The sequence below is a fragment of the Methylocystis sp. genome, from assembly GCF_051061225.1.
Classification (GTDB): domain Bacteria; phylum Pseudomonadota; class Alphaproteobacteria; order Rhizobiales; family Beijerinckiaceae; genus Methylocystis.
This window is the reverse complement of the sequence record NZ_JBPFEB010000068.1, coordinates 166,477-191,214: the sequence shown is the minus strand read 5'-3', so window position 1 is coordinate 191,214 and position 24,738 is coordinate 166,477. Positions and strand designations below refer to the sequence as shown.

At 65.1% G+C, this 24,738-nt stretch carries 27 protein-coding genes; 18 read left to right on the top strand and 9 right to left on the bottom strand.

Annotated elements, in window-relative coordinates; genetic code table 11:
- Window positions 1–10 precede the first annotated feature (10 nt).
- Window positions 11–613, bottom strand: coding sequence for a nucleoside deaminase (locus tag ACR652_RS13440; RefSeq protein ID WP_434506997.1), 603 nt, complete (start codon window positions 611–613; stop codon window positions 11–13).
- A 182-nt stretch (window positions 614–795) separates the two neighbouring features.
- Between ACR652_RS13440 and fabD the strand changes: the two genes are divergently transcribed.
- From fabD to xth, 3 genes are all read left to right on the top strand, one after another.
- Window positions 796–1,740, top strand: a complete 945-nt coding sequence (gene fabD / locus ACR652_RS13435) for an ACP S-malonyltransferase (RefSeq protein ID WP_434506996.1) — start codon at window positions 796–798, stop codon at window positions 1,738–1,740.
- 93 nt (window positions 1,741–1,833) lie between these two features.
- Complete coding sequence (locus tag ACR652_RS13430) at window positions 1,834–2,352, top strand: hypothetical protein (RefSeq protein WP_434506995.1); 519 nt, start codon at window positions 1,834–1,836, stop codon at window positions 2,350–2,352.
- Between the two features lie 102 nt (window positions 2,353–2,454).
- On the top strand, window positions 2,455–3,237 hold the full coding sequence (gene xth, locus ACR652_RS13425) for an exodeoxyribonuclease III (protein ID WP_434506994.1): 783 nt from the start codon (window positions 2,455–2,457) through the stop codon (window positions 3,235–3,237).
- Here the strand turns inward: xth and ACR652_RS13420 are convergent, their stop codons facing one another.
- Entirely contained in the window at window positions 3,238–4,032 is a 795-nt protein-coding gene (locus ACR652_RS13420) for a sulfite exporter TauE/SafE family protein (protein WP_434506993.1), read from the bottom strand. It abuts the gene before it with no gap.
- Window positions 4,033–4,129: 97 nt separating this feature from the next.
- Here ACR652_RS13420 and ACR652_RS13415 point away from each other — a divergent pair, with 97 nt between their 5' ends.
- Window positions 4,130–5,014 (top strand): MBL fold metallo-hydrolase, encoded by an 885-nt coding sequence (locus ACR652_RS13415; protein WP_434506992.1) that lies wholly within the window; start codon window positions 4,130–4,132, stop codon window positions 5,012–5,014.
- Between the two features lie 71 nt (window positions 5,015–5,085).
- Here ACR652_RS13415 and ACR652_RS13410 read toward each other — a convergent pair whose 3' ends face one another.
- On the bottom strand, window positions 5,086–5,979 hold the full coding sequence (locus tag ACR652_RS13410) for a tetratricopeptide repeat protein (protein ID WP_434506991.1): 894 nt from the start codon (window positions 5,977–5,979) through the stop codon (window positions 5,086–5,088).
- Window positions 5,980–6,441: 462 nt separating this feature from the next.
- On the opposite strand from ACR652_RS13410, the gene ACR652_RS13405 reads away from it, so the two are divergent.
- From ACR652_RS13405 to ACR652_RS13390, 4 genes are all read left to right on the top strand, one after another.
- Window positions 6,442–6,819 (top strand): c-type cytochrome, encoded by a 378-nt coding sequence (locus ACR652_RS13405; protein ID WP_434506990.1) that lies wholly within the window; start codon window positions 6,442–6,444, stop codon window positions 6,817–6,819.
- 156 nt (window positions 6,820–6,975) lie between these two features.
- Window positions 6,976–7,608: a 7-carboxy-7-deazaguanine synthase gene (gene queE, locus ACR652_RS13400; protein WP_434506989.1), complete on the top strand. Its 633-nt coding sequence runs from the start codon at window positions 6,976–6,978 to the stop codon at window positions 7,606–7,608.
- A gap of 114 nt (window positions 7,609–7,722) precedes the next feature.
- Entirely contained in the window at window positions 7,723–8,097 is a 375-nt protein-coding gene (locus tag ACR652_RS13395) for a 6-pyruvoyl trahydropterin synthase family protein (protein WP_434506988.1), read from the top strand.
- A 189-nt stretch (window positions 8,098–8,286) separates the two neighbouring features.
- Entirely contained in the window at window positions 8,287–10,248 is a 1,962-nt protein-coding gene (locus ACR652_RS13390; protein ID WP_434506987.1) for an acyl CoA:acetate/3-ketoacid CoA transferase, read from the top strand.
- Window positions 10,249–10,350: 102 nt separating this feature from the next.
- On the opposite strand, the gene ACR652_RS13385 is transcribed toward ACR652_RS13390, so the two are convergent.
- From ACR652_RS13385 to ACR652_RS13365, 5 genes are all read right to left on the bottom strand, one after another.
- Window positions 10,351–10,695, bottom strand: coding sequence for a rhodanese-like domain-containing protein (locus ACR652_RS13385; protein WP_434506986.1), 345 nt, complete (start codon window positions 10,693–10,695; stop codon window positions 10,351–10,353).
- A 22-nt stretch (window positions 10,696–10,717) separates the two neighbouring features.
- Complete coding sequence (locus tag ACR652_RS13380; RefSeq protein ID WP_434506985.1) at window positions 10,718–11,086, bottom strand: carboxymuconolactone decarboxylase family protein; 369 nt, start codon at window positions 11,084–11,086, stop codon at window positions 10,718–10,720.
- Complete coding sequence (locus ACR652_RS13375) at window positions 11,083–14,415, bottom strand: efflux RND transporter permease subunit (protein WP_434506984.1); 3,333 nt, start codon at window positions 14,413–14,415, stop codon at window positions 11,083–11,085. Before ACR652_RS13375 ends, ACR652_RS13380 begins: the two co-directional genes overlap by 4 nt.
- The gene (locus ACR652_RS13370) at window positions 14,412–15,380 is read right to left on the bottom strand and encodes an efflux RND transporter periplasmic adaptor subunit (protein ID WP_434506983.1); all 969 of its coding nucleotides are present in this window, start codon (window positions 15,378–15,380) and stop codon (window positions 14,412–14,414) included. Before ACR652_RS13370 ends, ACR652_RS13375 begins: the two co-directional genes overlap by 4 nt.
- Before the next feature lie 211 nt (window positions 15,381–15,591).
- Window positions 15,592–15,855, bottom strand: a complete 264-nt coding sequence (locus ACR652_RS13365) for a high-potential iron-sulfur protein (protein WP_434506982.1) — start codon at window positions 15,853–15,855, stop codon at window positions 15,592–15,594.
- A gap of 181 nt (window positions 15,856–16,036) precedes the next feature.
- On the opposite strand from ACR652_RS13365, the gene ACR652_RS13360 reads away from it, so the two are divergent.
- From ACR652_RS13360 to ACR652_RS13320, 9 genes are all read left to right on the top strand, one after another.
- Complete coding sequence (locus ACR652_RS13360) at window positions 16,037–16,408, top strand: ArsR/SmtB family transcription factor (protein WP_434506981.1); 372 nt, start codon at window positions 16,037–16,039, stop codon at window positions 16,406–16,408.
- Window positions 16,398–16,598 carry a YgaP family membrane protein gene (locus tag ACR652_RS13355; protein WP_434506980.1) on the top strand — a complete coding sequence of 67 codons (201 nt, stop codon included), beginning with the start codon at window positions 16,398–16,400 and terminating at the stop codon, window positions 16,596–16,598. Before ACR652_RS13360 ends, ACR652_RS13355 begins: the two co-directional genes overlap by 11 nt.
- Window positions 16,599–16,626: 28 nt before the next feature.
- Complete coding sequence (locus ACR652_RS13350) at window positions 16,627–17,295, top strand: Crp/Fnr family transcriptional regulator (protein WP_434506979.1); 669 nt, start codon at window positions 16,627–16,629, stop codon at window positions 17,293–17,295.
- 77 nt (window positions 17,296–17,372) lie between these two features.
- Window positions 17,373–18,656, top strand: coding sequence for an NAD(P)/FAD-dependent oxidoreductase (locus ACR652_RS13345; protein ID WP_434506978.1), 1,284 nt, complete (start codon window positions 17,373–17,375; stop codon window positions 18,654–18,656).
- 78 nt (window positions 18,657–18,734) lie between these two features.
- On the top strand, window positions 18,735–18,914 hold the full coding sequence (gene cydP / locus ACR652_RS13340) for a cytochrome oxidase putative small subunit CydP (protein ID WP_434506977.1): 180 nt from the start codon (window positions 18,735–18,737) through the stop codon (window positions 18,912–18,914).
- A 70-nt stretch (window positions 18,915–18,984) separates the two neighbouring features.
- Window positions 18,985–20,565, top strand: coding sequence for a cytochrome ubiquinol oxidase subunit I (locus ACR652_RS13335; RefSeq protein WP_434506976.1), 1,581 nt, complete (start codon window positions 18,985–18,987; stop codon window positions 20,563–20,565).
- A 180-nt stretch (window positions 20,566–20,745) separates the two neighbouring features.
- Window positions 20,746–21,885, top strand: a complete 1,140-nt coding sequence (cydB, locus tag ACR652_RS13330) for a cytochrome d ubiquinol oxidase subunit II (protein WP_434506975.1) — start codon at window positions 20,746–20,748, stop codon at window positions 21,883–21,885.
- Window positions 21,886–21,900: 15 nt separating this feature from the next.
- Window positions 21,901–22,008: a cytochrome bd-I oxidase subunit CydX gene (cydX, locus tag ACR652_RS13325; RefSeq protein ID WP_434506974.1), complete on the top strand. Its 108-nt coding sequence runs from the start codon at window positions 21,901–21,903 to the stop codon at window positions 22,006–22,008.
- Between the two features lie 98 nt (window positions 22,009–22,106).
- Window positions 22,107–22,292 (top strand): YgaP family membrane protein, encoded by a 186-nt coding sequence (locus tag ACR652_RS13320; RefSeq protein ID WP_434506973.1) that lies wholly within the window; start codon window positions 22,107–22,109, stop codon window positions 22,290–22,292.
- 61 nt (window positions 22,293–22,353) lie between these two features.
- Here ACR652_RS13320 and ACR652_RS13315 read toward each other — a convergent pair whose 3' ends face one another.
- Window positions 22,354–22,914 (bottom strand): heme NO-binding domain-containing protein, encoded by a 561-nt coding sequence (locus tag ACR652_RS13315; protein ID WP_434506972.1) that lies wholly within the window; start codon window positions 22,912–22,914, stop codon window positions 22,354–22,356.
- Window positions 22,915–23,304: 390 nt separating this feature from the next.
- Between ACR652_RS13315 and ACR652_RS13310 the strand changes: the two genes are divergently transcribed.
- On the top strand, window positions 23,305–24,582 hold the full coding sequence (locus tag ACR652_RS13310; RefSeq protein ID WP_434506971.1) for a hypothetical protein: 1,278 nt from the start codon (window positions 23,305–23,307) through the stop codon (window positions 24,580–24,582).
- Window positions 24,583–24,738: the final 156 nt, after the last annotated feature.

Here is a 24,738-nt window from a genome sequence, read left to right as displayed (position 1 = left end):
CGGCGAGGTCTCACCGGAACAGCGCCAGCGCCTCTTTCTCCAGCACGCCGCCGGTGATCTCGATCTTGGCGAAGGGCGCGTCCCTGGCGAGCTGTTCGCTCGTCGCCATGATCTGGCCGATGCGCGCGGAGAGCGCGTGAATCGAGGCCGCGTAGACGAGGCGCCCGAAGCCGCACCAGAGGATCGCGCCCATGCACATGGGGCAGGGCTCGCCGGTCGTGTAGAGCGTCGCGCCCTTCAGGGCGCGCGCCGGATGGCGGGAGAGAAAATGGCGGATCGCGACCATCTCGCCATGGGCGGTCGGATCATTGGTCCTAACCCCCATGTTGCGCCCGCGCGCCACCACCCTGCCGTCGCGCACGATGACCGCGCCGAAGGGAAAATCGCCCCTCGCCGCCTCCGCGAGCGCAAGGCGCATGAAGCCTTCGTCCACCGCTTGCGCCGGGGCCAGCGAGGCCTCCGCGCGCGCGGCCGGCGGCAGCGCGGCGCCGACCCCGACGCAGGCCAGAGCCGCCAGCGTCTCGCGCCGGTTCCAATGCCGGCCGCAGCCGCAACAGTCCACCGCCATCATCAGCTCCCGAAAGCGGACGCCGGCGCGCGCCGCACGAGACATGGTCGCGGGCAAGCCCCCCACCCGGCGGCCTTCGGCCGCCGACCTCCCCGCGAGGGGGAGGTATGAGAGGGGCGCCTGCCGGAATGGCGGTCGCCCGGCGATCGAGCCTTCCGCCAGCTTGACATGCGATGGCCGCCAATGCCACTCGCGGCGCAGATTCAATCAGCAGAGGGCGGCAGCGCATGTCGAAGGCGTTCATTTTTCCCGGTCAGGGCTCGCAGGCGGTGGGCATGGGCAAGGCGCTCGCGGACAATTTCGCGCCCGCCCGCGCGGTGTTCGAGGAGGTCGACGCCGCCCTTTCCCAGAAGCTCTCGCAGCTCATGTTCGAGGGCCCGGAAGCGGAGCTGACGCTCACCGCCAACGCCCAGCCGGCGCTGATGGCGGTTTCGCTCGCCGCGATCCGGGTGCTTGAGGCGGAATGCGGACTGGACCTCGCCCGCGACGCCGCCTTTGTCGCGGGACATTCGCTCGGCGAATATTCGGCGCTCGCCGCCGCCGGGGCGCTCACGGTCTCCGACACGGCGAAGCTGCTGCGCATTCGCGGCGACGCCATGCAGAAGGCCGTGCCGGTCGGCGAGGGCGCCATGGCGGCGCTGCTCGGCGCCGAACTCGATCAGGCCCGCGAGATCGCTTCCGAGGCGGCCGCCGCGCAATCCGCCGTCTGCCAGGTCGCCAATGACAATGGCGGCGGGCAGGTGGTGATCTCCGGCGCCAGGACGGCGGTCGAAAAGGCGATGGACATCGCGAAGGAGAAGGGGATCAAGCGCGCCGTGCTGCTGCCCGTGTCCGCGCCCTTCCATTGCGCGCTGATGCAGCCCGCGGCCGACGCCATGGCGCGGGCGCTCGCGGGCGCCGCCATTTCCGCCCCTTGCGTCCCGGTCGTGGCCAATGTCACGGCGGCGCCGGCGCGCGATCCCGAGACCATCCGCAAGCTGCTCGTCGAGCAGGTGACCGGCGCCGTGCGCTGGCGCGAATGCATGGCCTATATCGCCGGCCAGGGCGTCGTCCAATTCGTCGAATGCGGCTCCGGCAAGGTGCTGGCCGGCCTGCTCAAGCGCATCGCGCCGGGGACGACCGCCATTTCCGTCGGCGGTCCGGGCGACCTCGACGCCTACCGCGCCTTCTGACGCGCCTCGGCCCCTCGCCGTGACGATTCGCCGTCGCGCCATCCGCGCGCCGGCCGGATAGACTTCGCGCCGTCAGGAGAAGGAGTCGCGGCGATGCAAAGAATGTTTCTCGCCCTCGCGGTCGCCGGTCTCGCCCTCACGGGCGCGGCCGCCATCGCGGAGGACCAGCACGACCACATGCAGATGATGTCCAGGATGCAGAAGGACGCGCGCATCGAGGTCGACATTCCCGGACCCATGAAGGCGATGATGCTGTCCAACATGCGCGGCCATCAGCAGGCGATCGCCGATATCCTCACGGCGCTCGGCAAGGGCGACGGCGAGGCGGCGGCGAAGATCGCCGAGACCCGGCTCGGCATGGGCTCTCCCGGCTCCGCCGCCTGCAAGCCCGATGCGAAGAGCGGCGAACTGGGCGACATGCCCAAAATGATGGCGAGCCACATGCCCGACGAGATGCGCGCGCTCGGCATGAACATGCATGCGCAGGCCTCGAAATTCGCGGAGGAGGCGGCGAAGGTGAAACAGGGCGGCGATCTGCGCCCGGCGCTTGCCGAACTCGGCCAGGTCGTGCAAGCCTGCAACGCCTGTCACGCCGCCTATCGGCTGGACTGACGCCGCAAGGGGCCGGCCCGCCCGCCGCGCGTTGATCGAACCTCGCCAATGGGAGATGGAGGCAGGCGTTTTGAAAAACGCCTGCCGAGCCGGGAGCCCCTTTTGCGCATCGCCACCTGGAACGTGAATTCCGTGCGGCAGCGGCTCGCGCCGCTCCTCGCCTTTCTCAAAGACGCCGCGCCCGACGTCCTCTGCCTTCAGGAGCTGAAATGCGAGGAAGCGGCCTTCCCGCGCCTCGAGGTGGAGGACGCCGGCTATAATGTCGTCCTGCACGGGCAGAAGACCTTTAACGGCGTCGCCATTCTCGCCAGACAACCGATCGGGGAGACCATCGTCGGCCTTCCCGGCTTCAATGGGGAAGGCCAGTCGCGCTACATCGAGGCGGTGATTTCGGACGGAGCGGGCGGCGTCCTGCGCGTCGCCTCCATCTACGCGCCGAACGGCAATCCGCCGGAGACGCCCAAATACGCCTATAAGCTCGCCTTCATGGCGGCGCTCACGGAGCATGCGCAGGCGCTGCTGCGTCTGGAGGAGCCGACCATTCTCGCCGGCGACTACAATATCATCCCGGAAGATCGCGACGTTCATGACCCCGCCGCCTGGGCGGGCGACGCGCTGTTTCTGCCGCAAAGCCGCGCCGCCTGGCGGCGCCTCACGAACCTCGGCTACACGGACGCGCTGCGCGCGGCGACCGACGACGCGGGGCTTTACACCTTCTGGGACTATCAGGCGGGCGCCTGGCAGAAGAACAGGGGCATCCGCATCGACCATCTGCTGCTCTCGCCGCAGGCCGCCGACCGGCTGAAGCGGGTCGAGATCGCGAAGGCCCTGCGCGCCGGCGACAAGCCCTCGGACCATGTGCCGATCATGGTCGACCTCGGCTGATCAGGCGACGAGCGCGCCGATCGACCGCCAGATCACATAGATCGCGACCGCGACAATGACCCCCGAGAAGATCGCCGCCAGCGCGCCGCGTTCGGCGGCGAGGCGCCGCGCGGTCCTGGAGCCGAGGCGGCCGCCAAGCACGCCGCCGGCGAGGATGACCCCCGCCAGCGCCCAGTCGACAAGGCCGGAGAGCGCGTAATTCCCCGCCGTGGTGACGCCGAAGGCCGTGACCGAGACGAGCGATGAGCCGATGGCGTTGATGATCGGCAGATCGGCCGCGAACATCAGCCCCGGCACGATCAGAAAGCCGCCGCCGATCCCGAAGAAACCCGAGAGCGTCCCGGTCGCGGCGCCGGTCAGGGCGAGACGGGGGAAATTCTCGCGATTGAGACGCACTTGCGGATAGCCCGTTCCGCCCCTGTTTTTAAACATCAGCACGCCGACGACGAGCATCAGCAGGCCGAAGAAGGCGAGCAGTTCCTCGCCGTTGATGCGCTTTCCGAGCGTCGAGCCGAGCAGCGCGCCCAGCGCGCCGAAGCTGGCGAAGACCGCGGCGCAGCGCCATTTGATGGTCCGCGACCGCGCGTGATGGGCGAGGCTCGCCACCGCATTGGCGGCGACCGCCATCGCGCTGGTGCCGATCGCCACATGCGGGTCGGGAACGCCCACGAAATAGACGAGCAGCGGCACGGCCAGAACCGAGCCGCCCCCGCCCACAAGGCCGAGAGTGAAACCGACGAAGACGCCCGAAACCGCTCCGGCGGCGAGTTTGAGGGCAAGAGGGGTGAGCAGCATCCGCGCTCCATGGGGGGAGTATGTATTAGATATTGCTTATTTAGATAAACCGAATATAAATTGGCCGCAAGGGTCAAGACAGGAGAGGACAACCGACGTGCCGCAGGCGGATATCCGGGCCTTTTTCGACGAGCCCACCTTCACGATCACCTATCTCGTCATCGACCCGGCGACGCGGAAGGCGGCGATCATCGATCCGGTGCTCGATTACGAGCCCGGCGGCGGCGTCGCCGACTCGCGCTCGATCGACGCGATTCTGGCGGAGACGAAGGCGGAGGGGCTCGCCATCGACTGGGTGCTGGAGACCCACGCCCACGCCGACCATCTCTCGGCCGCGCAGGTGGTGAAGGCGAAGACGGGCGCCAAGGTCGGCATTGGCGCGCACATCACCAAAGTTCAGGACATCTTCCGCCCTGTCTTCGAGGCGACGGACCTTCTCCCCGAAGGCCGCGACTTCGACGGCCTGTTCCGCGACGGCGAGCGCTTCCCGCTGGGCGACCTCACTGTGGAGGTGCTGTATACACCCGGACATACGCCGGCCTGCGTCTCCTACAGGATCGGCGACGCGGTCTTCGTCGGCGATACGATCTTCATGCCGGATTATGGCGTGGCCCGCGCCGACTTCCCCGGCGGCGACGCGGCCGCGCTCTATCAGTCCATCCGCCGCCTGCTGGCGCTGCCGCCGGAAACCCGCCTGTTCATGTGCCACGACTACAAGGCGCCCGGCCGCGACGTCTATCTCTGGGAGACGACCGTCGCCGAACAGCGGGCGAAAAACGTCCAGATCCGCGACGGGATCAGCGAGGCGGAGTTCGTCGCCTCGCGCCAGAGCCGCGACAGGGCGCTTGCCGCGCCGCATCTGCTGCTGCCGTCGATACAGGTGAATATCCGCGCCGGGCGCTTCCCGCCGCCGGGTCCCGACGGCCTGCGCCGTCTGCTGATCCCGGTGACATTCAGGGGCGACGCCGCACCCGCCAGCTAAAGCGCGCCGCAGAATACGCGACACAGGAAAAAACGAGAGCCCGGTCCGAGTCCATCAGACCGGGCAATGCTCTAATTGCGGGCGCGCAGATAATCCTCGAGGAGGGCGACCGCGGCCTTGCGGTCTTCTTCCCTGGCGGCGGACAGCGCCTTGGCGTGGGCGTCGATGATCCATTGGTCATTGGCGCCGCCGCCGGCGACGGCGTCGCGCGCCAGCGTCAGATACATCAGGCCGCGCGCCTTCTGCGTCGCGCCGCCGCCGGCCTCGCCGGAGAACATCAGCCCGCCGAGCACGGCCTGCGCCTGCGGATGGCCCTTGCGCGCGGCGAGCTCCAGCCAATTGACGCTCTGGCGCAGATCCCTCTTCACCCCGACGCCGTCGAGATACATGCGCGCGAGATGATATTGCGCGTCGGCGTTGCGGAAATAGGTCGCCGCATAGCGGAAGAGATCGAAGGCGCGACCGAGGTCCGGTTCGATCTTCGCGGCCGACAGGCCGTCGCGCAGATAGACGCCGACCGCCACGAAGGCGTTGGCCGCGAGCGAACGCTCGCGCGGGTCCGGGTCCTCCTCGGCGAAATGATCGACGAGGCGGGAAAAATAATCGAAAGCCTTGGCGTCGTCGCGGGTGACGCCGTCGCCGTCGGCGTACATGCGCCCGAGCTTCCATTGCGCGAGCGGCTCGCCGCCCTCGGCGGCGTAACGCAGCGCAGCAACGGAGGTCGCCGCGTCGCCCGCGTGATAGCTCTCAAGACCGGCGCGCAGCGCGGCGCGGGGGTTCTTGAACATGGGAAGCGGCGTCGTTTCCGGCGCGCGCGCGGGCGGCGCGTCGAGCGCCGGGGCCGGGTCGACGAAAGCGGTCACGAGCATGACGAAACTCGCCGCGAAGAGACTGGCCGGCAGCGCCGCGCGCTTCAGCTTCTGCGATGCGGCGGCGGCAACGTCCCAGTGCGCACATCCAACCATCTGTGACCCGACTTCCCTGACCTGGACGCCCGCGACATCAGGCGTCCTACGCAACCGATATGGGCGCCAACCTGCATCCGCCCATGTCCGGAGAACAGAAAACCCGTCCCGTACGACGTAGCGCCGCCGGGGTGTCTTCCCGCGCCTTGGATGAGCAAGTGACAGGATGGACCTTACCCCAGCTTTTATGGCTGAAAAGGGGCTCTTGAGCCGGCAGGATCAGGGCCGAATGTTATGTTTTCGACTGTTGCAACAAGAGCACAACCACTGTTGCAAAATTACACTACCCGGCTTGTTGCAAGTGCGAAGAAGACGGCCGCTTCGAGGCGATTCCTTGCCGAAAGGTTACTTTGTCGCAAGCGTCGCGGACCGTTCCTAACGGCAGGGAGTTGTGCTTTGATCCCACCGCCGCCGCAGGCTCCGAATCGCTTCCGGGCGCCTGCAACAAAAGGACCTCACCGAATGGCTTTTTCCGCTCGCGCCCTGCTCCTTCTCTGCTTCGCCGGCGCCGCCGCGTCCATCGCCGCTCCGGCCGTCGCGGCGGATGCGCAAAAGGGCGCGGTCATCGCCAAGCGCTGGTGCGCGAGCTGCCATGTCGTGGCCAGGGATCAGATCTCGGCCAGCGCCGACGCCCCGTCCTTCTTCGACATCGCCCAGCGCCGCACGGACAAGAAGCAGATCGGCAATTTCCTGATGGACCCGCACCCCCCGATGCCGGACATGCATCTCTCGCGCAAGGAAATCGACGACATCACGACCTATATTCGCAGTCTCGATTCGCGTCCGCAGCCGAAGGGCGAGCCGGATGGCAAGGACGATGAACAGCCGAAGAAGGGGTGAGGGCTCACCAGACGCGCCCGCGGCCTGCCCTTGCCCTCCTCTCCCCGAAAGCGGGAAAAGGGAGGAGTCTTCGTCGAGGAATGTGAGACTCGTGCGGGAGCCGTCATCTCCTGAAGTCGCGCGCGGCGGCGCTGGAGGCGCCGGGTAACGGTAACGATGGCCTATTCAGTCAAGGAAGCCTTCAAGACCCTTCAGGGCGAGGGCCGGCACGCCGGCCGCGCCGCCGTGTTCTGCCGTTTCGCCGGCTGCAATCTGTGGAGCGGGCGCGAGGCCGACCGCGCCGGGGCGGAGTGCCGTTTCTGCGATACGGATTTCGTAGGAACCGACGCCGAGGGCGGCGGCCGCTTCGCGGACGCCGACGCGCTGGCGGCGCATCTGGCGCGGCTCTGGGGCGAGGACCGCGAGGGGCGTTTCGCGGTCCTCACCGGGGGCGAGCCCATGCTTCAGATCGACGCGGCCCTGATCGACGCCCTGCATGCGGCAGGTTTCGAGATCGCCGTCGAGACCAATGGCACGCTCGCGGCCGCGCCGGGGATCGACTGGATCTGCGTTTCGCCCAAGGCCGGAACGGCGCTGCGGCAGACGCGCGGCGACGAGCTGAAGCTCGTCTATCCGCAGGAAGGGGCCGATCCATCCCTCTATGAAGGGCTCGACTTTCGCCATTTCCTGCTCCAGCCCATGGACGGGCCGGAGATTCTGCGCAATACGAGGGCCGCGGTCGACTACTGCCTCGCCCATCCGCGCTGGCGCCTGTCGCTGCAGACCCACAAGATGATCGGGGTGAAATAGAGCTGGTCCCGGTTCGCCCGCCGGAAAGGGCGTTGGCTCCAGGCGCGCAGGCGACGCCGGGCCGAGGCGAGGGACCCACCGGCCGCGACGCGGGCGGGGGAAAGGATAAGGGAAGTGGCGAGTTTCGAGGTCTACCGCGAATTCTACTTTGAGGCGGCGCACGCCCTCTACGACCCCGAGGCGACGGACGGCGGCAAATACCGCAACCTGCACGGGCATTCCTTCCGCGTGCGCGTCACCCTGCGCGGCGAACGGCGCCTGGAGGAACAATGGGTGATCGACCTCGGCAAGCTTGGCCGCCGGCTGGCGGCGCTGCGCGAGACGCTCGACCATTCCTTCCTCAATGATCTCGAAGGCCTGGGCAAGCCGACGCTCGAAAATCTCTGTCTCTATATCTGGCGCGCGCTCGCCCCCGACCTCCCGGCCATCTGCGAGGTGGGGGTTTTCCGCGACAGCTGTTTCGAGGGCTGCGTCTACCGGGGCGACTAGAGTTCGTCCCGGCCGGATTGGCCCCGCTTCGGCGGAAAGCGCCCTGGCCATCCTGCGGCATCGTCGCTATTGCGGTTTCGAGGCGCGGTCTCTACGCTTGCGCCCATCAATTCAGCGTAAAGCCCGCCAAAGCGGCGCGCCCGGGCGCCCGCGCGACAGAAGCGGACTCGAGGGGAAACTTGTACGGACATGGCGAATAACAAAGTGATCAGCGCCGACGAGGCGATTGCGCTCATCCGCGACAATGACGTCGTGACCACGACCGGCTTTGTGCAGAGCTGCATTCCTGAGGCGCTGCACGCCGCGCTCGAGAAGCGCTTCGTGGAATCCCAGCATCCCCGCGACCTCACCCTGATCATGACCGCCGGCGCCGGCGACTCCAAGGGTCTCGGCACCGGCCGCTTCCATCACGAGGGCCTGCTGAAGCGCGTCATCGCCGCCAATTTCGGCCGCATGCCGAAGGTCGCCCAGGCGGCGCAGGAGAACAAGATCCTCGGCTACAATCTGCCGCAGGGCGTCATCTCCCAGCTTTACCGCGCCTGCGCCTCGGGCCAGCCGGGCCTCTTTTCCAAGGTTGGCCTCTACACTTACGTCGATCCGCGCTTCGGCGGCGGCAAGGTGAACGAGGTCACGACCGAGGACATCGTCAAATATCACAACATCCAGGGCGAGGAGTGGCTGTTCTACATCGCCACCAAGATCGACGTCGCCTTCATCCGCGGCACCTCGGCCGATCCGTCGGGCAATATCTCGATGGAGAAGGAGGCGCTGGTTCTCGACAATCTCGCCCAGGCCATGGCCGCCCACAACAATGGCGGCCTCGTCATCGCCCAGGTGGAGCGCATCGTCGAACAGGGCTCGATCAAGCCGAAGGACGTTCACGTGCCGGGCATTCTGGTCTCGGCCGTCGTCGTCGCCGACCAGCCCGAAATGCACCGCATGAATTATGGCGTGATGTACAACGCGGCGCTGGCCGGCGAAGTCCGCGTGCCGGTCGAGAAGTTCGCCAAGATGCCGCTCGACGAGCGCAAGGTCATTGCGCGGCGCGCCTCCTTCGAGCTGCCGCCGAATGGCGTCGTCAATCTCGGCGTGGGCGCGCCGGAGGGCATCGCCGCCGTCGCCAATGAAGAAAAGCTCACGCCCTACATCACGCTGACCACGGAAGCCGGCGCCATCGGCGGCGTGCTCGCCTCCGGCTCGAGCTTCGGCGCGGCGACCAACGCCGACAGCATCATCCAGCAGAACCAGCAGTTCGACTTCTATGACGGCGGCGGTCTCGACATGACCTGCCTCGGCATGGCCGAATGCGACCTCCAGGGCAACGTCAACACCTCGAAATTCGGCGGGCGCCTGAATGGCTGCGGCGGCTTCATCAACATCAGCCAGAACGCGCGTCTCGTCGTCTTCGCCGGCACCTTCACCAATGGCGGCCTGCGGGTCGAGGTGGCCGACGGCAAGGTGAATATCGTTCAGGAAGGCCGCAACAAGAAGTTCCTCAACTCCGTCGAGCAGACGACCTTCTCCGGCAAATTCGCCCAGAAGCGCAAGCAGCCGGTCTATTATGTGACCGAGCGCTGCGTGTTCCAGCTCAAGGAGAATGGTCTGGAGCTCATCGAGGTCGCGCCGGGGATCGACATCGACAAGCACATCCTGCCCTTCATGGACTTCAAGCCGATCGTCAACGAGCCGGCGCTGATGGATCGTCGCATCTTCATCGACGAGCCCATGGGCCTGATCAACGATCTGCTCAATCTCAACCTCGACCAGCGCATCAGCTATGATGCGGCGCGCAATATTCTCTTCCTCAATCTGGAAGGCTGGAACGCGCGCACCAAGAAGGACATCGACGAGATGCGCAATGCGCTCGTCGCCGCCTGCCAGAAGGTCGGCAAGCGCGTCAATTCCGTCGTCAATCACGACGGCGCGCGGATCGCCGAGGCGCTCTACGACGACTACGCCGAGATGATCGAATATCTGAGCCAGCACTACTATCTGACGACAACGCGCTATGCGACCTCGGCCTTCGCCCGTATGAAGATGAAGGAGGCGATGGCCAAGCGCGGTCTGCAGCCGCATGTCTTCGAGCGCCGCGAGGCGGCCGAGACCTTCCTGCAGGTCGTCGCCGCCGAGGACGAAAAGACGCCGGCCTGATCGGCGCCCCGGCCAAAGAGGCCCACGCAACGAAAAACCCCCTCGCGCCGCCAGCGCGAGGGGGTTTTTCATTATCGACAGACGGACGCCGGCCGGTGCGTGTTACGCCGACACCGCGCCGCCGCGCGCGCGCCAGCCGCCGGTGCCGGGCGCATAATGGCGCGCATTGGCGTGGCCCGCCTGGATCGCCTGCGTCAACGCCTTCGCCGAACGGCCGCCGGCCTGGCAGATGATCACGCAGTCGCCCTTCGGCAGTTTCGCCGGATCGAACTGCGACAGTGGCAGATTCGTCGCGCCCGGCACATGGCCGGCGGCGAATTCATGCGGCTCGCGCACATCGACGATGGCGCAGGAGCGCTCCTTCACGAGGCGCGCGAACTCCTCGTGCTCGATCGTCGGCAGCGCGGCGCCGCCGCCCGAGAGTTTCGACATCAGACCTGAGAACATGCCTTCTTCCTTTCCTGTCGCGTCAGTCCGCTGCCGGCTGAGCGGCTTTTTCGGCGTCGAACTGCGTGAAGGCGGCGAGCGCGTGGCTCGCATACATCACGGAGGGTCCGGCGCCCATGTAGATCGCCATGCCGAGCGTCTCCATCACTTCCTCGCGCGTCGCCCCGCGCGCGGCGGCGGCCTTGGCGTGGAAGGCGATGCAGTCGTCGCAACGCACCGCGACGCTCACCGCGAGGGCGATCAATTCCTTCGTCTTGGCGTCGAGCGCGCCCGGCGCGCCGGCGCTCGACGCCATGCCGGAAAACGCTTTCATCACCTCGGGCGTGCCGACGCGCAGATTGCGAATGTCGGCGTTGAGCGCCCTGACGAGTTCGGGCCAGTCGTTTGTCATGCAAGCCTCCTGAAGCGCTGTTCCAAACCTGTCCGGCGCCAGAGCGCGTGAAGCGCGCGGCGCATGCGATCCGGCGCCGCAGGCGCGCCTGGCGCTGGCGGCGGACGCTCGTCGTCGCGCAACACCACATAGATCGCCGGAATGACGAGGATGGTCAGGGCCGTCGACGACGCGAGGCCGAAGACCAGCGAAATGGCGAGGCCCTGGAAGATCGGATCGGTCAGAATGAAGGCCGCGCCGATGATCGCCGCCGCCGCGGTCAGGAAGATCGGCTTGAAGCGCACCGCGCCCGCCTCGACCAGCGCCGCGCGCAGCGGCATGCCCTTCTCGCGCAGGTGGCGGATGAAATCGACGAGCAGGATCGAATTGCGCACGACAATGCCCGCGAGCGCGATGAAGCCGATCATCGAGGTCGCCGTGAAGGCGGCGTTGAACAGGAGATGGCCCAGCACGATGCCGGGCAGGGTCAGCGGCACGGGCGCCAGAATGACGAGCGGCAGCTTAAACGAGCCGAACTGCGCGACCACCAGCAGATAGATGCCGAGCAGCGCCACCATGAAGGCCGCGCCCATGTCGCGGAAGGTGACATAGGTCACTTCCCATTCGCCGTCCCACAGGAAGGTCGGCTGCGCGTCGTCGAGCGGCTGGCCATGATATTTGACCACCGGCTGGCCATTCGGACCCCAGTCGATTTTCGCAATCTCGTCCTCGACGGCGAACATGCCGTAGATCGGCGCCTCGAAGCGCCCGGCGACCTCCGCGCTCACCATTTCGGCGAAGCGGCCGTTGTGGCGGAAGATCGGATAGGAGCCCAGTTCGCGGGTCGCCTTCACCACGTCGCCGAGCTCCACATTGGCGCCCTGACGCGGCGTGCCGCCGGCGGGAAGCGGTGTCGAGAGGATGCGCTCGCCGCTGGTCATCTGCGACCGCGGCAACGCGACCGTGACGTCGATGGGCTTGGCGCCGCCGCCGCGCTGCGAGAAGCCGATCTTCACGCCGCCGACCAGCGCGCCGATCGTGTCATAGACCGCGCGCTCCTCGACGCCGTGATATTCCAGCGCCTCCTGATCGATCGCGAAGCGCAGACGCTCCGCGCGCTGGCCGTAGCTGTCGTCGACGTCCACCACGAAATCCACCGCCTCGAACGCCTTGCGCAGCTTGGCGGCGAGCGCGCGGCGCGTCTCGGCGTCCGGCCCATAGACTTCGGCCAGCAGCGTCGACAGCACGGGCGGACCCGGCGGCACTTCGACGACCTTGACGGCCGTATGCTCGGGCGCGGGCAGACCTTTCAGCTTCTCGCGGATCTCCAGCGCGATGGCGTGGCTGGCGCGCTTGCGTTCGTCCTTCGGTTCGAGATTGATGGCGAGGTCGCCCATCTCCGGCGCCATGCGCACATAATAGTGGCGCACCAGCCCGTTGAAGTTGAAGGGCGCCGCCGTGCCGGCGTAGGACTGGATGGAGGTCAGCTCGGGAATGTCCTTGAGCCGCTCCGCCGCCGCCGTCAGCACACGGTCGGTCTCCTCCAGAGAGGCGCCGCGCGGCAGATCGACGACGACGGCGATCTCCGACTTGTTGTCGAAGGGCAGAAGTTTGACGCGCACGCTCTTGGTCACGAAGAGCGCCATAGAGAGCAGCGTGGCCACGCCCACGGCGATGAGGAACCGCTGCGAGCCGCTGCGGCCCTGAAGCAGCGGCGCCGCGATGCGGGCGTAGAAATCGCCCATGGCGCCGCGTTCGTGCGCATGATCATGACCCGCGCCGCCTTCCCGCTCGAAGCGCTTGCCGGCGATCTTCAGCAGCAGCCAGGGCGTGATCGTCATGGCCACGAAGAAGGAGAACACCATCGCCAGCGAGGCGTTCGCCGGTATGGGGCTCATATAGGGTCCCATCAAACCGGAGACGAACATCATCGGCAGAAGCGCGGCGATGATGGTCATGGTCGCGACGATGGTGGGATTGCCGACTTCCGCCACGGCCTCGACCGCCGTGTCGATCAGGCCGCGATCGCCGCGCATCTGCCAGTGGCGCACGATGTTCTCGACGACGACGATGGCGTCGTCGACGAGAATGCCGATGGAGAAAATGAGCGCGAAGAGGCTGACGCGGTTGATCGTGTAACCCATCAGCCAGGAGGCGAAGAGGGTCAGGAGGATCGTCGTCGGAATGATGACGAAGACCACGACGCCCTCGCGCCAGCCCACCATCGCCACGATCAGCATCACGATGGAGACGGTGGCGAGCGCGAGATGGAAGAGGAGTTCGTTCGCCTTCTCCGTGGCGGTCTCGCCGTAATTGCGCGTCACCGTGATTTCGAGGTCCGCGGGGACGATGCGGCCCTTCACGCTTTCGAGCCGCTTCAGCAGATCCTCGGCGACAATGACCGCGTTGGCGCCCTTGCGCTTGGCGATGGCGATGCTGACGGCGGCGCGCTTTTCCAGAGCGCCGTCCTTGTCGCGCGTCATGGTCCAGCTGCGGCGGTCGGGCTCGGCGGCGCCGACGATCACCTCGGCCACATCCTTCACATAGACAGGGCGCCCGTCGCGCGTGGTGAGCAGCAGCAGGCCGATGTCCGGCACGCCCTGCAACGTCTGCCCGGCGACGACGGGAACGGAGCGATTGCCCTCGCGGAAGGCGCCGACCTGAAAGGAGCGGTTGGCGTTGGTCAGCTTGTCGATGAGCTGATTGAGCGTCACGCCATATTGCGAGAGGCGCTCGGGATCGGGTTCGACGCGAATCTGGTTGGGGCTGCCGCCGACAATGTAGCTCAGGCCGACATTCTCGACCTTGGTGAGATCGTGCTGGAGCTCTTCGGCGACCTGATAGACGCCATTGTCGGTCCAGTTGTTGGCGCGCTCGGGTTTGGCGGAGAGAGTCAGGACGACGATCGCCACATCGTCGATGCCGCGCCCGATGATCACCGGTTCGGGGATGCCCTTGGGCAGGCCGCCGATATTGGCGCGAATCTTGTCGTGCACGCGCAGCACGGCGTTGTCCTGCGGCGTGCCGACGAAGAAGCGCGCCGTCACCATCACAGTGTCGTCGCGCGTCTGCGAATAGACATGCTCGACGCCGTTCACCCCCTTGATGATGTCCTCGAGCGGGCGGGTGATGAGTTCGATGGCGTCCTCGGCCTTGTAGCCGTTCGCCTGCACCATGATGTCGACCATGGGCACGGAAATCTGCGGCTCCTCCTCGCGCGGCAGCGCCTGAAGCGCAATGAGCCCGACGAGAATGGAGGCGAGCAGCAGGAGCGGCGTCAGCGGCGAATTGATGAAGACGCGCGTGAGCGTTCCGGAAATGCCGGGGTGGAAGTCCTTTGCGTCGCTCATGGCGTCGTCACCACGTCGCCGTCATGGAGGCCGGAAAGGATTTCGACGGCGTCGCCATGGGCGTCGCCGGTCTGCACCACGACCTCCGCGCCATCGGCGAGCTTCACGAAATCGACGCCCGCGCGCCGATAGACGGCGGCCTTCGGCGCGAGAATGGCGTTGCGCTTGCCGGTGGAGACATAAACGCGCGCCCGCTCGCCGACGAAGTAATTGTCGAGCCCTTTGACATCGACGTCGGCGATCACGCGGCCGCCCTGAATCTCGGGATAGACGATACGCACCTTGCCTTCCTTGCCGGCGCCCGCCCCCGTATTGGCGCCGCGCTCGGCGAGTTCGACGCGGTCGCCGGCGCGCATGAAGCGCGCGTGACGCTCGGGCAATTGAAGCCGCAGGATGTAATTGTCCTCGGCCAGCGTCGCGATGGTCTCGCCCGGCATCACCACGCGGCCGATCGAGACCGGCACGGTGAGAATACGGCCCGGCCCCGGCGCCTTCACCGAGCCTTCGGCCGCCTGCTGCTCGATGACGCTGCGGTCGGACTGGATCGCCGAGAGATTGCGCTCCGCCACGTCGAGCGCGGTCTTGGCCTGATCGGCCATGACCTTGGTGGAGACGCCGCGGCGCAACAGTTCCTGCGCGCGATCGTAATCGGCCTTCGCCTTGTCGCGCTGCGCCTGCTGCGAGCGGATGCGCTGGTCGATCGCCTGCATCTGCAGGAAGAGCTTCTGGTCGGCGACGACGGCGAGTTCGGCTCCGGCGGCGACGGTGTCGCCCTCCCTGGCCTTGAGCGTCGTCACCGTCCCGCCGATGCGGGCGCGGGCGACGAGCTGGTGCGCCGGCTCGACCGAGGCGACCACAGCCTTCATGTCGTCGATGGGCGCGACATGCACGGTGACTTCCGCGCCCTGGGCGGCGAGCGGCGCCGCCAGAACGGCGACGAGAAGAGGCAGACGAAAGAGGCCCATGAAATCTCCATTCGGGTCGTCCGACTTTATATTCGAAAAACGTAAATTAGCAAGTGCGAATTTAAAGGCCGGACGCCGTCAGGGTCATTAGAGGCCTGCGGCGCCCAAAGGGCGAGCGCCAAAGCGCCAAAGGGTTAACCCTCGCCCGCGCGGGCGGCGACAGTCGGAAAGGCCGTCGCGCCTTCGAGACGAGGGCGCACAAAGGTCCGGATCAGCCCCAGAGCGCACACCAGCCGCGCGCGCTCACCGGACCCTTCACGACCCCGCATCCGGAGGGCGCTTCGAACCAGGAGCAATTGGCGCAGCTCTGGCGCCCTTTGGGGGAATTGCGATAGGCGGCCGCCGCCTGGCTGGTCTTGGCCTGCGCCGGCGCCGGCGCCGCGCCGAACGCCGCGCCAAGGCCGGCCGCCGCCATGGCGCCGAAAAGCTTCAGGGCGCCCCGGCGCCCGCGGGACCCACGATTGCAACCGCTCATCTTTTCTCTCCCACCGCCATTAAATTCGTTTTATCTAATATAGTGCCGCCGGGCTTGCGCTGGACATGTGACAAAAGGAACCAAGGGCGGGCGCGGCAGGGACGCAGGGTGCGACAAAACGAGCCGCCAGCGCGGCAGACGCGCGCTTGACATCATATTCACAGAACTTAAATTAGAAGCTATGAATATAAATCCTGTGGACCTCGCGCCGAAGGCGGCCCAGGCCGAGAGCTTCCTCAAGGCCCTGGCCAACCGCCATCGGCTGATGGTGCTGTGCGAGTTGCACAAGGGCGAGCATTCGGTGACGAAGTTGCAGGAGGCGATCGGATTGAGCCAGTCGTCCCTGTCGCAGCATCTCGCGCGGCTGCGGGAGGACAGGCTCGTTAAGACGCGGCGCGAGTCGCAGACGATCTTCTATTCGCTCGCCGATGAGAACGTCTCCCGTTTCATCGCGCTTTTGTATGAAATCTTCTGCGCGTCGGAATGCGGGATCGCCCCGGCGACCGCCAGCAAGCGCGCCGGAGTCAAAGAGGACAAGACCCATGAGCATTGATCGCATCGTTATGGCCTTCGCCGGCGCCATGGTGCTTCTGAGCGTCGCGCTGGCCGCGCTGTTTTCTCCCTGGTGGATGTTGCTGGCGGGGTTCGTCGGCCTCAATCTGTTTCAGGCGGCCTTTACAGGTCTGTGCCCGCTGGCGATGATCCTCAAGCATTTCGGCGTCAAGCCGGGCGCGGCGTTCTAGAGACCCGCCACTTTCAGAGACCTCACACATGGCGCCGGATTGGATCGAAGACGTTCCGCTGCTCAGCCGGCTGGACGACGCAACGAAGTCGCTGCTGCGAGACGCCGCGATCCGCAAGCAGATTCCGCGCGGCGCCGTGCTGTTCCGGCCCGGCGACCAATGCGTGCATTTTCCGCTGATTTCCGCCGGCACGGTCCGCGTCCAGCGCGTCACCGAGTCCGGCCGGGAGATCGTGCTCTACCGCGTCTCCAACAATGAGACCTGCATTCTGACCACCGCGTCGCTGCTGTCGGACGACGCCTATTCGGCGGAAGGTGTCGCGGAGACCGACGTCACCGCCTATATCGTTCCGGCCGAGCGTTTCGCCGCGCTGATGAACGTCTCCGCCGGCTTCCGCGCCCTCGTCTTCGACGGCTACAGCAAGCGCATCGCCACGCTCATGTCGCGCATCGAGGAGATCGTCTGCACGCGCATCAATGTGCGCCTCGCGGAACGGCTTCTGGCGCTGAAGGGCGCCGACAACCGTATCAACGTCACCCAGCAGGCGCTCGCCGCCGATCTCGGCACAGCGCGGGAAGTCGTGGGCCGCACGCTGAAGAGCTTCGAGCGCTCCGGCTGGGTCAAATTGTCGCGCGGCGGCGCGGAGATCACCAATTCCGGCGCGCTGCGGGCGCTTTGCGACGCCGAGCGTGACTAAGTCGCAGTTATATTCTTCTAATTTAGCTAAATTGAATATACAAAGGGTCGCGGCTCCGCGACTGAGGGAGGTTTTCAATGGCTCATGTGGTTATTCTCGGCGCCGGCATCGGCGGCGTCGCCGCGGCGATCGAGGCGCGGGAGGCGCTGAAGAAAGCCCATCAGGTGACGGTCGTCTCCGACCTGCCGAATTTCCAGTTCACGCCCTCCAATCCCTGGCTCGCCGTCAACTGGCGCAAGCCCGACGAGCTCAAGGTTCCGCTCGCCCCGGTCTTCAAAAAGAAGAACATCGGCTTCACGGACGTCGGCGCGAAGCGGGTGCACCCGAAAGAGAACCGCATCGAGCTGAACAATGGCGAGAGCCTGAGCTATGATTACCTCGTCATCGCGACGGGTCCCAAGCTCGCCTTCAGCGAAATTCCGGGCCTCGGCCCGCATGGCGGCCACACCCATTCCATCTGCACGCTTCAGCACGCGGAGCTCGCATCGAAGGCGTGGGAGGCGTTCTGCCAGGACCCCGGCCCGATCGTCATCGGCGCGGCTCCGGCGGTCTCCTGCTTCGGACCGGCCTATGAATACGCCATGATCGTGTCGACCGATCTGCGCAGGCGCGGCATCCGTCACAAGGTGCCGATGACCTTCGTGACCGCCGAACCCTATATCGGCCACCTCGGCCTCGGCGGCGTGGGCGACACCAAGGGCATGCTCGAATCGGCCTTCCGCGACCGCGACATCAAATGGATCACCAACGCCAGGACGACCGCCGTCGAGCCCGGCGTGCTGAAATGCGATGAATTGAACGACGACGGCTCGGTGAAGAAGGCGCATGCGCTCCCCTTCAAATTCGCCATGATGATGCCGGCCTTCACGGGGATCGACGCGCTGATGGGGGTCGAGGGCCTCGTCAATCCGCGCGGCTTCGTGCTGATCGACAAGAACCAGCGCAACCCGACCTTCCCGAATGTCTTCGGAGTCGGCGTCTGCGTCGCCATTCCCCCGGCCGAGCCGACGCCCGTGGCCACCGGCATGCCGAAGACCGGCTACATGATCGAATCCATGGTCACGGCGACCGCCCACAACATCGCGGCGGTCATCGACGGCAAGGAGGCGAAGGAAGAGGGCACCTGGAACGCGGTCTGCCTCGCCGACTTCGGCGATCGCGGCGTCGCCTTCGTGGCGCAACCGCAGATTCCGCCCCGCAACGTCAACTGGTCGAGCGAGGGCCGCTGGGTGCATCTCGCCAAGATCGCCTATGAGAAATACTTCCTGCGCAAGGTGCGCAAGGGCCAGAGCGAGCCGGTCTACGAGCGCTACATCATGAAGCTGCTCGGCATCGAGCGCTTGCGCAACGTGCTGAAATAGACGATCGGGGTCTTGCGGGGCGCCCGGCCCGCGGCGCAAAGTCGCCCGGGCGCCCCGTCGAACGGACAGGATCGTGGAATGGCGTGGACATCGCTGCGGCGCGAACTGACTCTGGCGATCCTCTTCAAGATCGTGGCAATCTTCTTGCTTTGGTTCTGGTTCTTCAGCCCGGCGCATCGAATCCATGTGTCGCCCGAAGACATGACGGCGGCGCTGGCCTCGCGCGCGCCTTCGCATGAGGTCAGCGGGAACCGCTGATCGTGAGCTCATCCCGCCCCTCTGTTGGGGAGCCCGTTCCCGACAGGCTCTCGTTGAGGACATCGCCCCGATGCTGGATCATCTCGACGTCGTCACGCTGTCGCGCCTGCAATTCGCGCTGACGGCGCTCTATCACTTCCTCTTCGTGCCGCTGACCCTGGGACTCGCGCTGCTCCTCGCCATCATGGAGAGCGTCTATGTCATGACCGGGCGCGAGGTGTGGCGCGACGCCGTGAAATTCTGGGGAACGTTGTTCGGCATCAATTTCGTCATGGGCGTCGCCACCGGCGTCACCATGGAGTTCCAGTTCGGAACCAACTGGGCCTATTACTCGCATTATGTCGGCGACATTTTCGGCGTGCCGCTGGCCATCGAAGGGCTGATGGCCTTCTTTCTCGAAGCGACGTTCGTCGGCCTGTTCTTCTTCGGCTGGAACCGGCTCACGAAGGTGCAGCATCTCATCGTCACCTGGTGCGTGGCGCTCGGCTCCAATTTCTCGGCGCTCTGGATTCTCGTCGCCAACGCCTGGATGAGCAATCCGGTCGGCGCGACCTTCAATCCGCAAACCATGCGCATGGAGCTGTCCTCCTTCATGGAGGTGCTGTTCAATCCGGTGGCGCAATCAAAATTCGTGCACACGGTCAGCGCCGGCTATGTGACCGGCTCCATCTTCATGATGTCGATCGGCGCCTGGTACATCCTGCGTCAGCGCCATGTCGACATCGCCCGCCGGTCGCTCACCGTCGCGGCGAGCTTCGGCCTGGCGTCGGCGCTCTCCGTGGTCGTGCTCGGCGACGAGAGCGGCTATACGGCGGGCGAAAACCAGAAGATGAAGATCGCCGCCATCGAGGCCATGTGGGAGACGGAGCCCGCGCCCGCGTCCTTCACCCTGTTCGGTTTTCCGAACATGAAGACAAAGACGACGGAGTACGAGATCACCGTTCCCTACGTGCTCGGCCTCATCGCGACGCGTTCGCTCGACAAGCCGGTGGAGGGCATCAAGCCGCTGGTGCTGCGCAACGAGGAGCGCATCCGCGCCGGCCTGCCGGCCTATAAATGGATCTCCGAACAGGGCGGCAAACCCAATGCGGCCGTACCCGCCGAACTCGACCGCTCGATGAAGGATCTGGGCTACGCGCTGCTCCTGAAGCGCGTGCGTCCGGACATCGAGAACGCGAGCCCCGCCGAAATCAGCGCGGCCGCTCATTCCACCATCCCCGACGTGCCCGTGCTGTTCTGGAGCTTCCGCATCATGGTGGCGCTGGGCTTCTATTTCATCGCGCTCTTCGCGGTCGCCTTCTATCTCTCGAGCCGGCGCAAATGCGGGCGGCCGTGGTTCCTGCGGCTGTGCATGTTCAGCCTGCCGCTGCCCTGGATCGCGGCGGAGCTCGGCTGGATCGTCGCGGAATATGGACGCCAGCCCTGGATCATCGACGGCGTGATGCCGACCTTCCTCGGCGTCTCCGGCGTGCCCGCCTCCAATGTCGCGGCGAGCCTCGCGGCCTTCGTGATCTTCTACACGGCGCTCGCCGTCGTCGATGTCGCGCTGCTCGTCAAATACATTCGCAAGGGGCCGAAGGGAGCCGACGCGCACGAGCCGCTGGCCGGGCCGCTGCCCGAGGCGCAGCCGGCCTATGACGTTTCCCGCTGACTTGTGGGCCTTGCCCCTCACCCCAACCCTCTCCCCGCAAGCGGGGCGAGGGGGCTGGCGCTCCTCTCCCCGCTTGCGGGGAAAGGTCGGGTGAGGGGCAAGGCCGCAAGCACGTTCCACTGCGTTACGCCTGTTTCCGGCCCCGGGCGCTCTGGCGGAAAACGCCAATAGGAGAGATGCATGTTGGACTATGGAACCCTGCGCCTCATCTGGTGGGCGCTGCTCGGCCTCCTGCTCGTCGGCTTCGCGATCTTCGACGGCTTCGATCTCGGCGCGGCCATGCTGCATCCCTTCGTGGCGAGGAAGGATGTCGAGCGCCGCATGGTGATCAACGCCATCGGCCCGGTGTGGGAAGGCAATCAGGTCTGGTTCATTCTCGGCGGCGGCGCCATCTTCGCCGCCTGGCCGCCGCTCTATTCGGCGAGCTTTTCCGGCTTCTATCTCGCCATGCTGCTGGTGCTGATCGGCTTCATCCTGCGGCCGGTCGCCATCGCCTTCCGCGGCAAGGGCGAGACGCCGCTGTGGCGGGCGGCGTGGGACTGGATTTTCTTCGTCTCCGGCCTGCTGCCGTCGCTGCTGTTCGGCGTCGCCTTCGGCAATCTGCTGCTTGGCGTCCCATTTCATTTCGGCGAGGGCCTGCGCTTCGCCTATGAGGGCGATCTGATCGGCCTCTTGCGGCCGTTCCCGCTGCTGGCCGGCGCGATCAGCGTCGCCATGCTGCTGATGCAGGGATCGGCCTGGCTCGCCGGCAAGAGCGAGGGCGCCGTCGCCGCCAGGGCCGGGCGGATCGGCGCGCTGGCGGCGCTGACGCTCGTCCTGCTGTTTCTGGCGGCGGGCCTGTGGATCGCTGTCGGAGTCGAAGGCTACCGGATCGAGTCGGCCATTGATCCCTCCGGCCCGTCCAATCCCTTCGGCAAACATGTGACGCGCGCCGTCGGCGATTGGCTGCTCACTTACGCGCGCCATCCGGTGAGCGCCTTCGCCCCGGCGGCCGGCCTCGTCGGCGCGCTGCTCGCGGCCGTGACGCTGGCGGCGGGCCTCAACCGCGCCGCGCTGCTGGCCTCGAGCGTCGCCACGGCGGGCGTGGTGACGACGGCGGGATTCAGCCTCTTTCCCTTCCTGCTGCCGTCCTCCACCCATCCCGACCAGAGCCTGACGATCTGGGACGCCTCGTCGAGCCGTTCGACGCTCGGGCTGATGCTGGCGGCGGCGGTCTTCTTCCTGCCGATCATCCTCGCCTACACGTCATGGGTCTATTACGTGCTGCGCGGGCCCGTTACGGCGGCCGCGATCGAGCGCGGCGACGATCACTACTACTGACCGGGAGACGCGACCATGTGGTATTTTTCCTGGATTCTCGGCCTCGGGCTGGCCTGCGCCTTCGGCATCCTCAACGCCATGTGGCTGGAGCTCGACGACGACGACGACGAGCGCCGCAAGTAAACCGCGACGAAGCGACGCGCGTTGCTTGGTGACTTAGTCATGGCGGCGGCCCCGGCGCGGGCGCATCTCTGCGAACATCAACACGTGGGAGGGACGATATGGAAGCCAATGTTGGTCAAACCGACCGAATGATCCGCATCGTGGCGGGTCTTCTGCTGCTGAGCCTCGTCTTCGTTGGTCCGAAGACCTATTGGGGCCTGATCGGTCTCGTGCCGCTCCTGACGGCCGTCGTCAATTTCTGCCCCGCCTACAGGCTTCTCGGCGTCAACACGCTCGGCAAGTAGCGAAATCAGGCGGCGGGGCCAGCCATGGCTCCGCCGCGCCGAAAGACGCAGGCCCGCAAGATCATCGCCAGGCGACGCGAAAGGCGGCGTGCCGGCTCATGTCGGCGCGATCCCTGCAGACGTCCGTCGCCAGCAGCGTCACATGCACGTCGACGCCATAGTGCTTTCCAAGCCCCAGCAGCAGGCCCTCGACATAATCCGTCAGTCCGGCGCGCTTCGAATAATAATGCAGGGTGAGCGAACTGTCGGTCACATCCGAGCAATCGAAATCCGGCGCCAGCGCCTTGGGATAGAACAGCATCACCCTGGAATGCAGTTCGGGCAGACGCAGCAGGAAGGTTTTCAGATCATCCGCCGCGGAGAGCATGTAGAGCGGCGCGTTGACCAGGCCCGTGTTCTCGACCCAGTGCTCGCCCAGCATCAGCTTCAGATCGCGCAGACTCTTGCCGAGACGCTTCGACGCCGAATTGAGAAGCTGCTCGGTCATGTCGTCCGGATAGGTTTCGTTCAGCACGAACACGGAGACATCGACGCCGGCGTCTTTCTGGATGTTGTCCCACATCTCGGCACCGTATCGGGCGGTGATGTAGTCGCTGATAACCTTGTTCACGATGCCGTACATGAGCCCGGATGCGCCCTTTGCAACAGATCAATCGACGCGACGACGTTTGGGGTGGTTAAAAAGCCGTAGGCTGATCATACGTTTAAGCGCAAAGGCGCCGGCTGTAAACAGTTTCACGCAACGATGCGTGATGAAATGTTACATGTAACACGCGAACGCGGTTCGCCAGGACGCCGCCGGGCTATCGTCATGTCAGGCTTCATACGGAGCGCCAGAGAAATTTCTCTGCGCCTCTTCGCCGGCGCTCATTTGCCTTGAAGCCTTGCCCGACCGTCTCGGGGAAAAGTCACTAATTCGTCGGCGCGGATTGCCCTTGACAGCCTTGCGACCAGAAAAAGCTTGCTTCAATGTGCTCACCAGCGAGTAACAATTTAAGGCCCGATCGTGACAATGTCATTCGCTGGACCCAACCTGATTTGGGGGGAAAGGGCGGAACGGGGCAAGGAAATGGATGGTCCTGGTCGCAAAAGCGTCGTTGTCGCGGGATGGGCGTCGATCATCCTGTTCGTTTATTTTTGCGCTGTAGTTGCGGACTACATGATTGGGGTCGTTTCTGATCAACAACTGATCAGCAGTTTGAGCAAGTACAGGAAATCGCAGCAGGCCGAGTTCCAGCGGGAAATCTCGGAAGACGCGCGGTTTATCAGCCAAGCCAAAGCAGAAGGCTACAAACCAATGCTATTTCCAACCCTCTACGACCGTGAGGGATGGACTGATTTGGCCAAAACCCATGGCATAGCCCCGCTGGCCGCCCAACCAGATACGGACTTGTATTTTTGTAATGAAGGTTACGGGCTGATAAAATACCATTCGGATAGATTTGGATTCCGCAACGAAGACGCCTTGTGGGATCAAGAGAGTGTCGATGGCGTTCTTGTCGGAGACTCTTTTGGACAGGGCGCTTGTGTTGGCTTCGAACAAAGCATTGTCGGGAGACTCGCTCAGCACGAAACAAGAGTTATCAATCTGAGCTCAATCGGTAACAACCCGATACATTATGCGTCTATTCTACGGGTGTTTGGGCAGAAGATAAAATTTAAGCACCTCATCGTCTTGTTTTATGCGAATGACAACATTGAAAATGAAGAATATACTATTTTTAATAAGTTTTTCATCGAAAGAGATGCGTTATACTTTCAAGATAGCTCAGATGCCCAATCAAGGATTACCTTGTCCGAAAACGTGAAGAAGCTGTACGCTGCTTCCGAACGTGAAATCGATTCCTACATTGCTCGCCAGGCTCACGTGGACCCAACCATTGAAATTGACCGGAAGATCAAGGCGATCGAGGAGAAAAACAAATATCCAAATTTGTTTCTGAACAACATCAGACAGGGCTTGTTATCCATTTACCAAGGCGCAACGGGGACTCAATTGCCCTACAGTTCCCGCCTCGCAATCGATATCGCACTGACGACCTGCAAAACTGGAGGATGCCACCCGCTTTTTCTCTACATCCCCAACAGCGATTACTGGCGTCCGGATTCAAGGGCTCGTTCCTACGCTTCCGGTCTGAGACAATATGTCGAGTCGCGTGGTGCGAGGTTCGTCGACTTAACTCTTGATCTGGCTCTCCTGGGCGAGTCAGCATACGCAAGAACCGGGCCCCACCTTTCTCCTGATGGATATGGAGCGGTGGCGAACAGGCTGAGAGCCGAAATGAACTAGGCTCTCCGCGCCTCTCAAAAGTGCGACAAACGTGACCGTTGTACACGAGATGGCCTTCTCACTTGATCGAAACGAACCCTATGTCCGCACGACCTTCAAGGCGCATGGCATGCACTGCCATGGCTGCGAGCATGTGATCGAGGCCGCAGGCTTGCG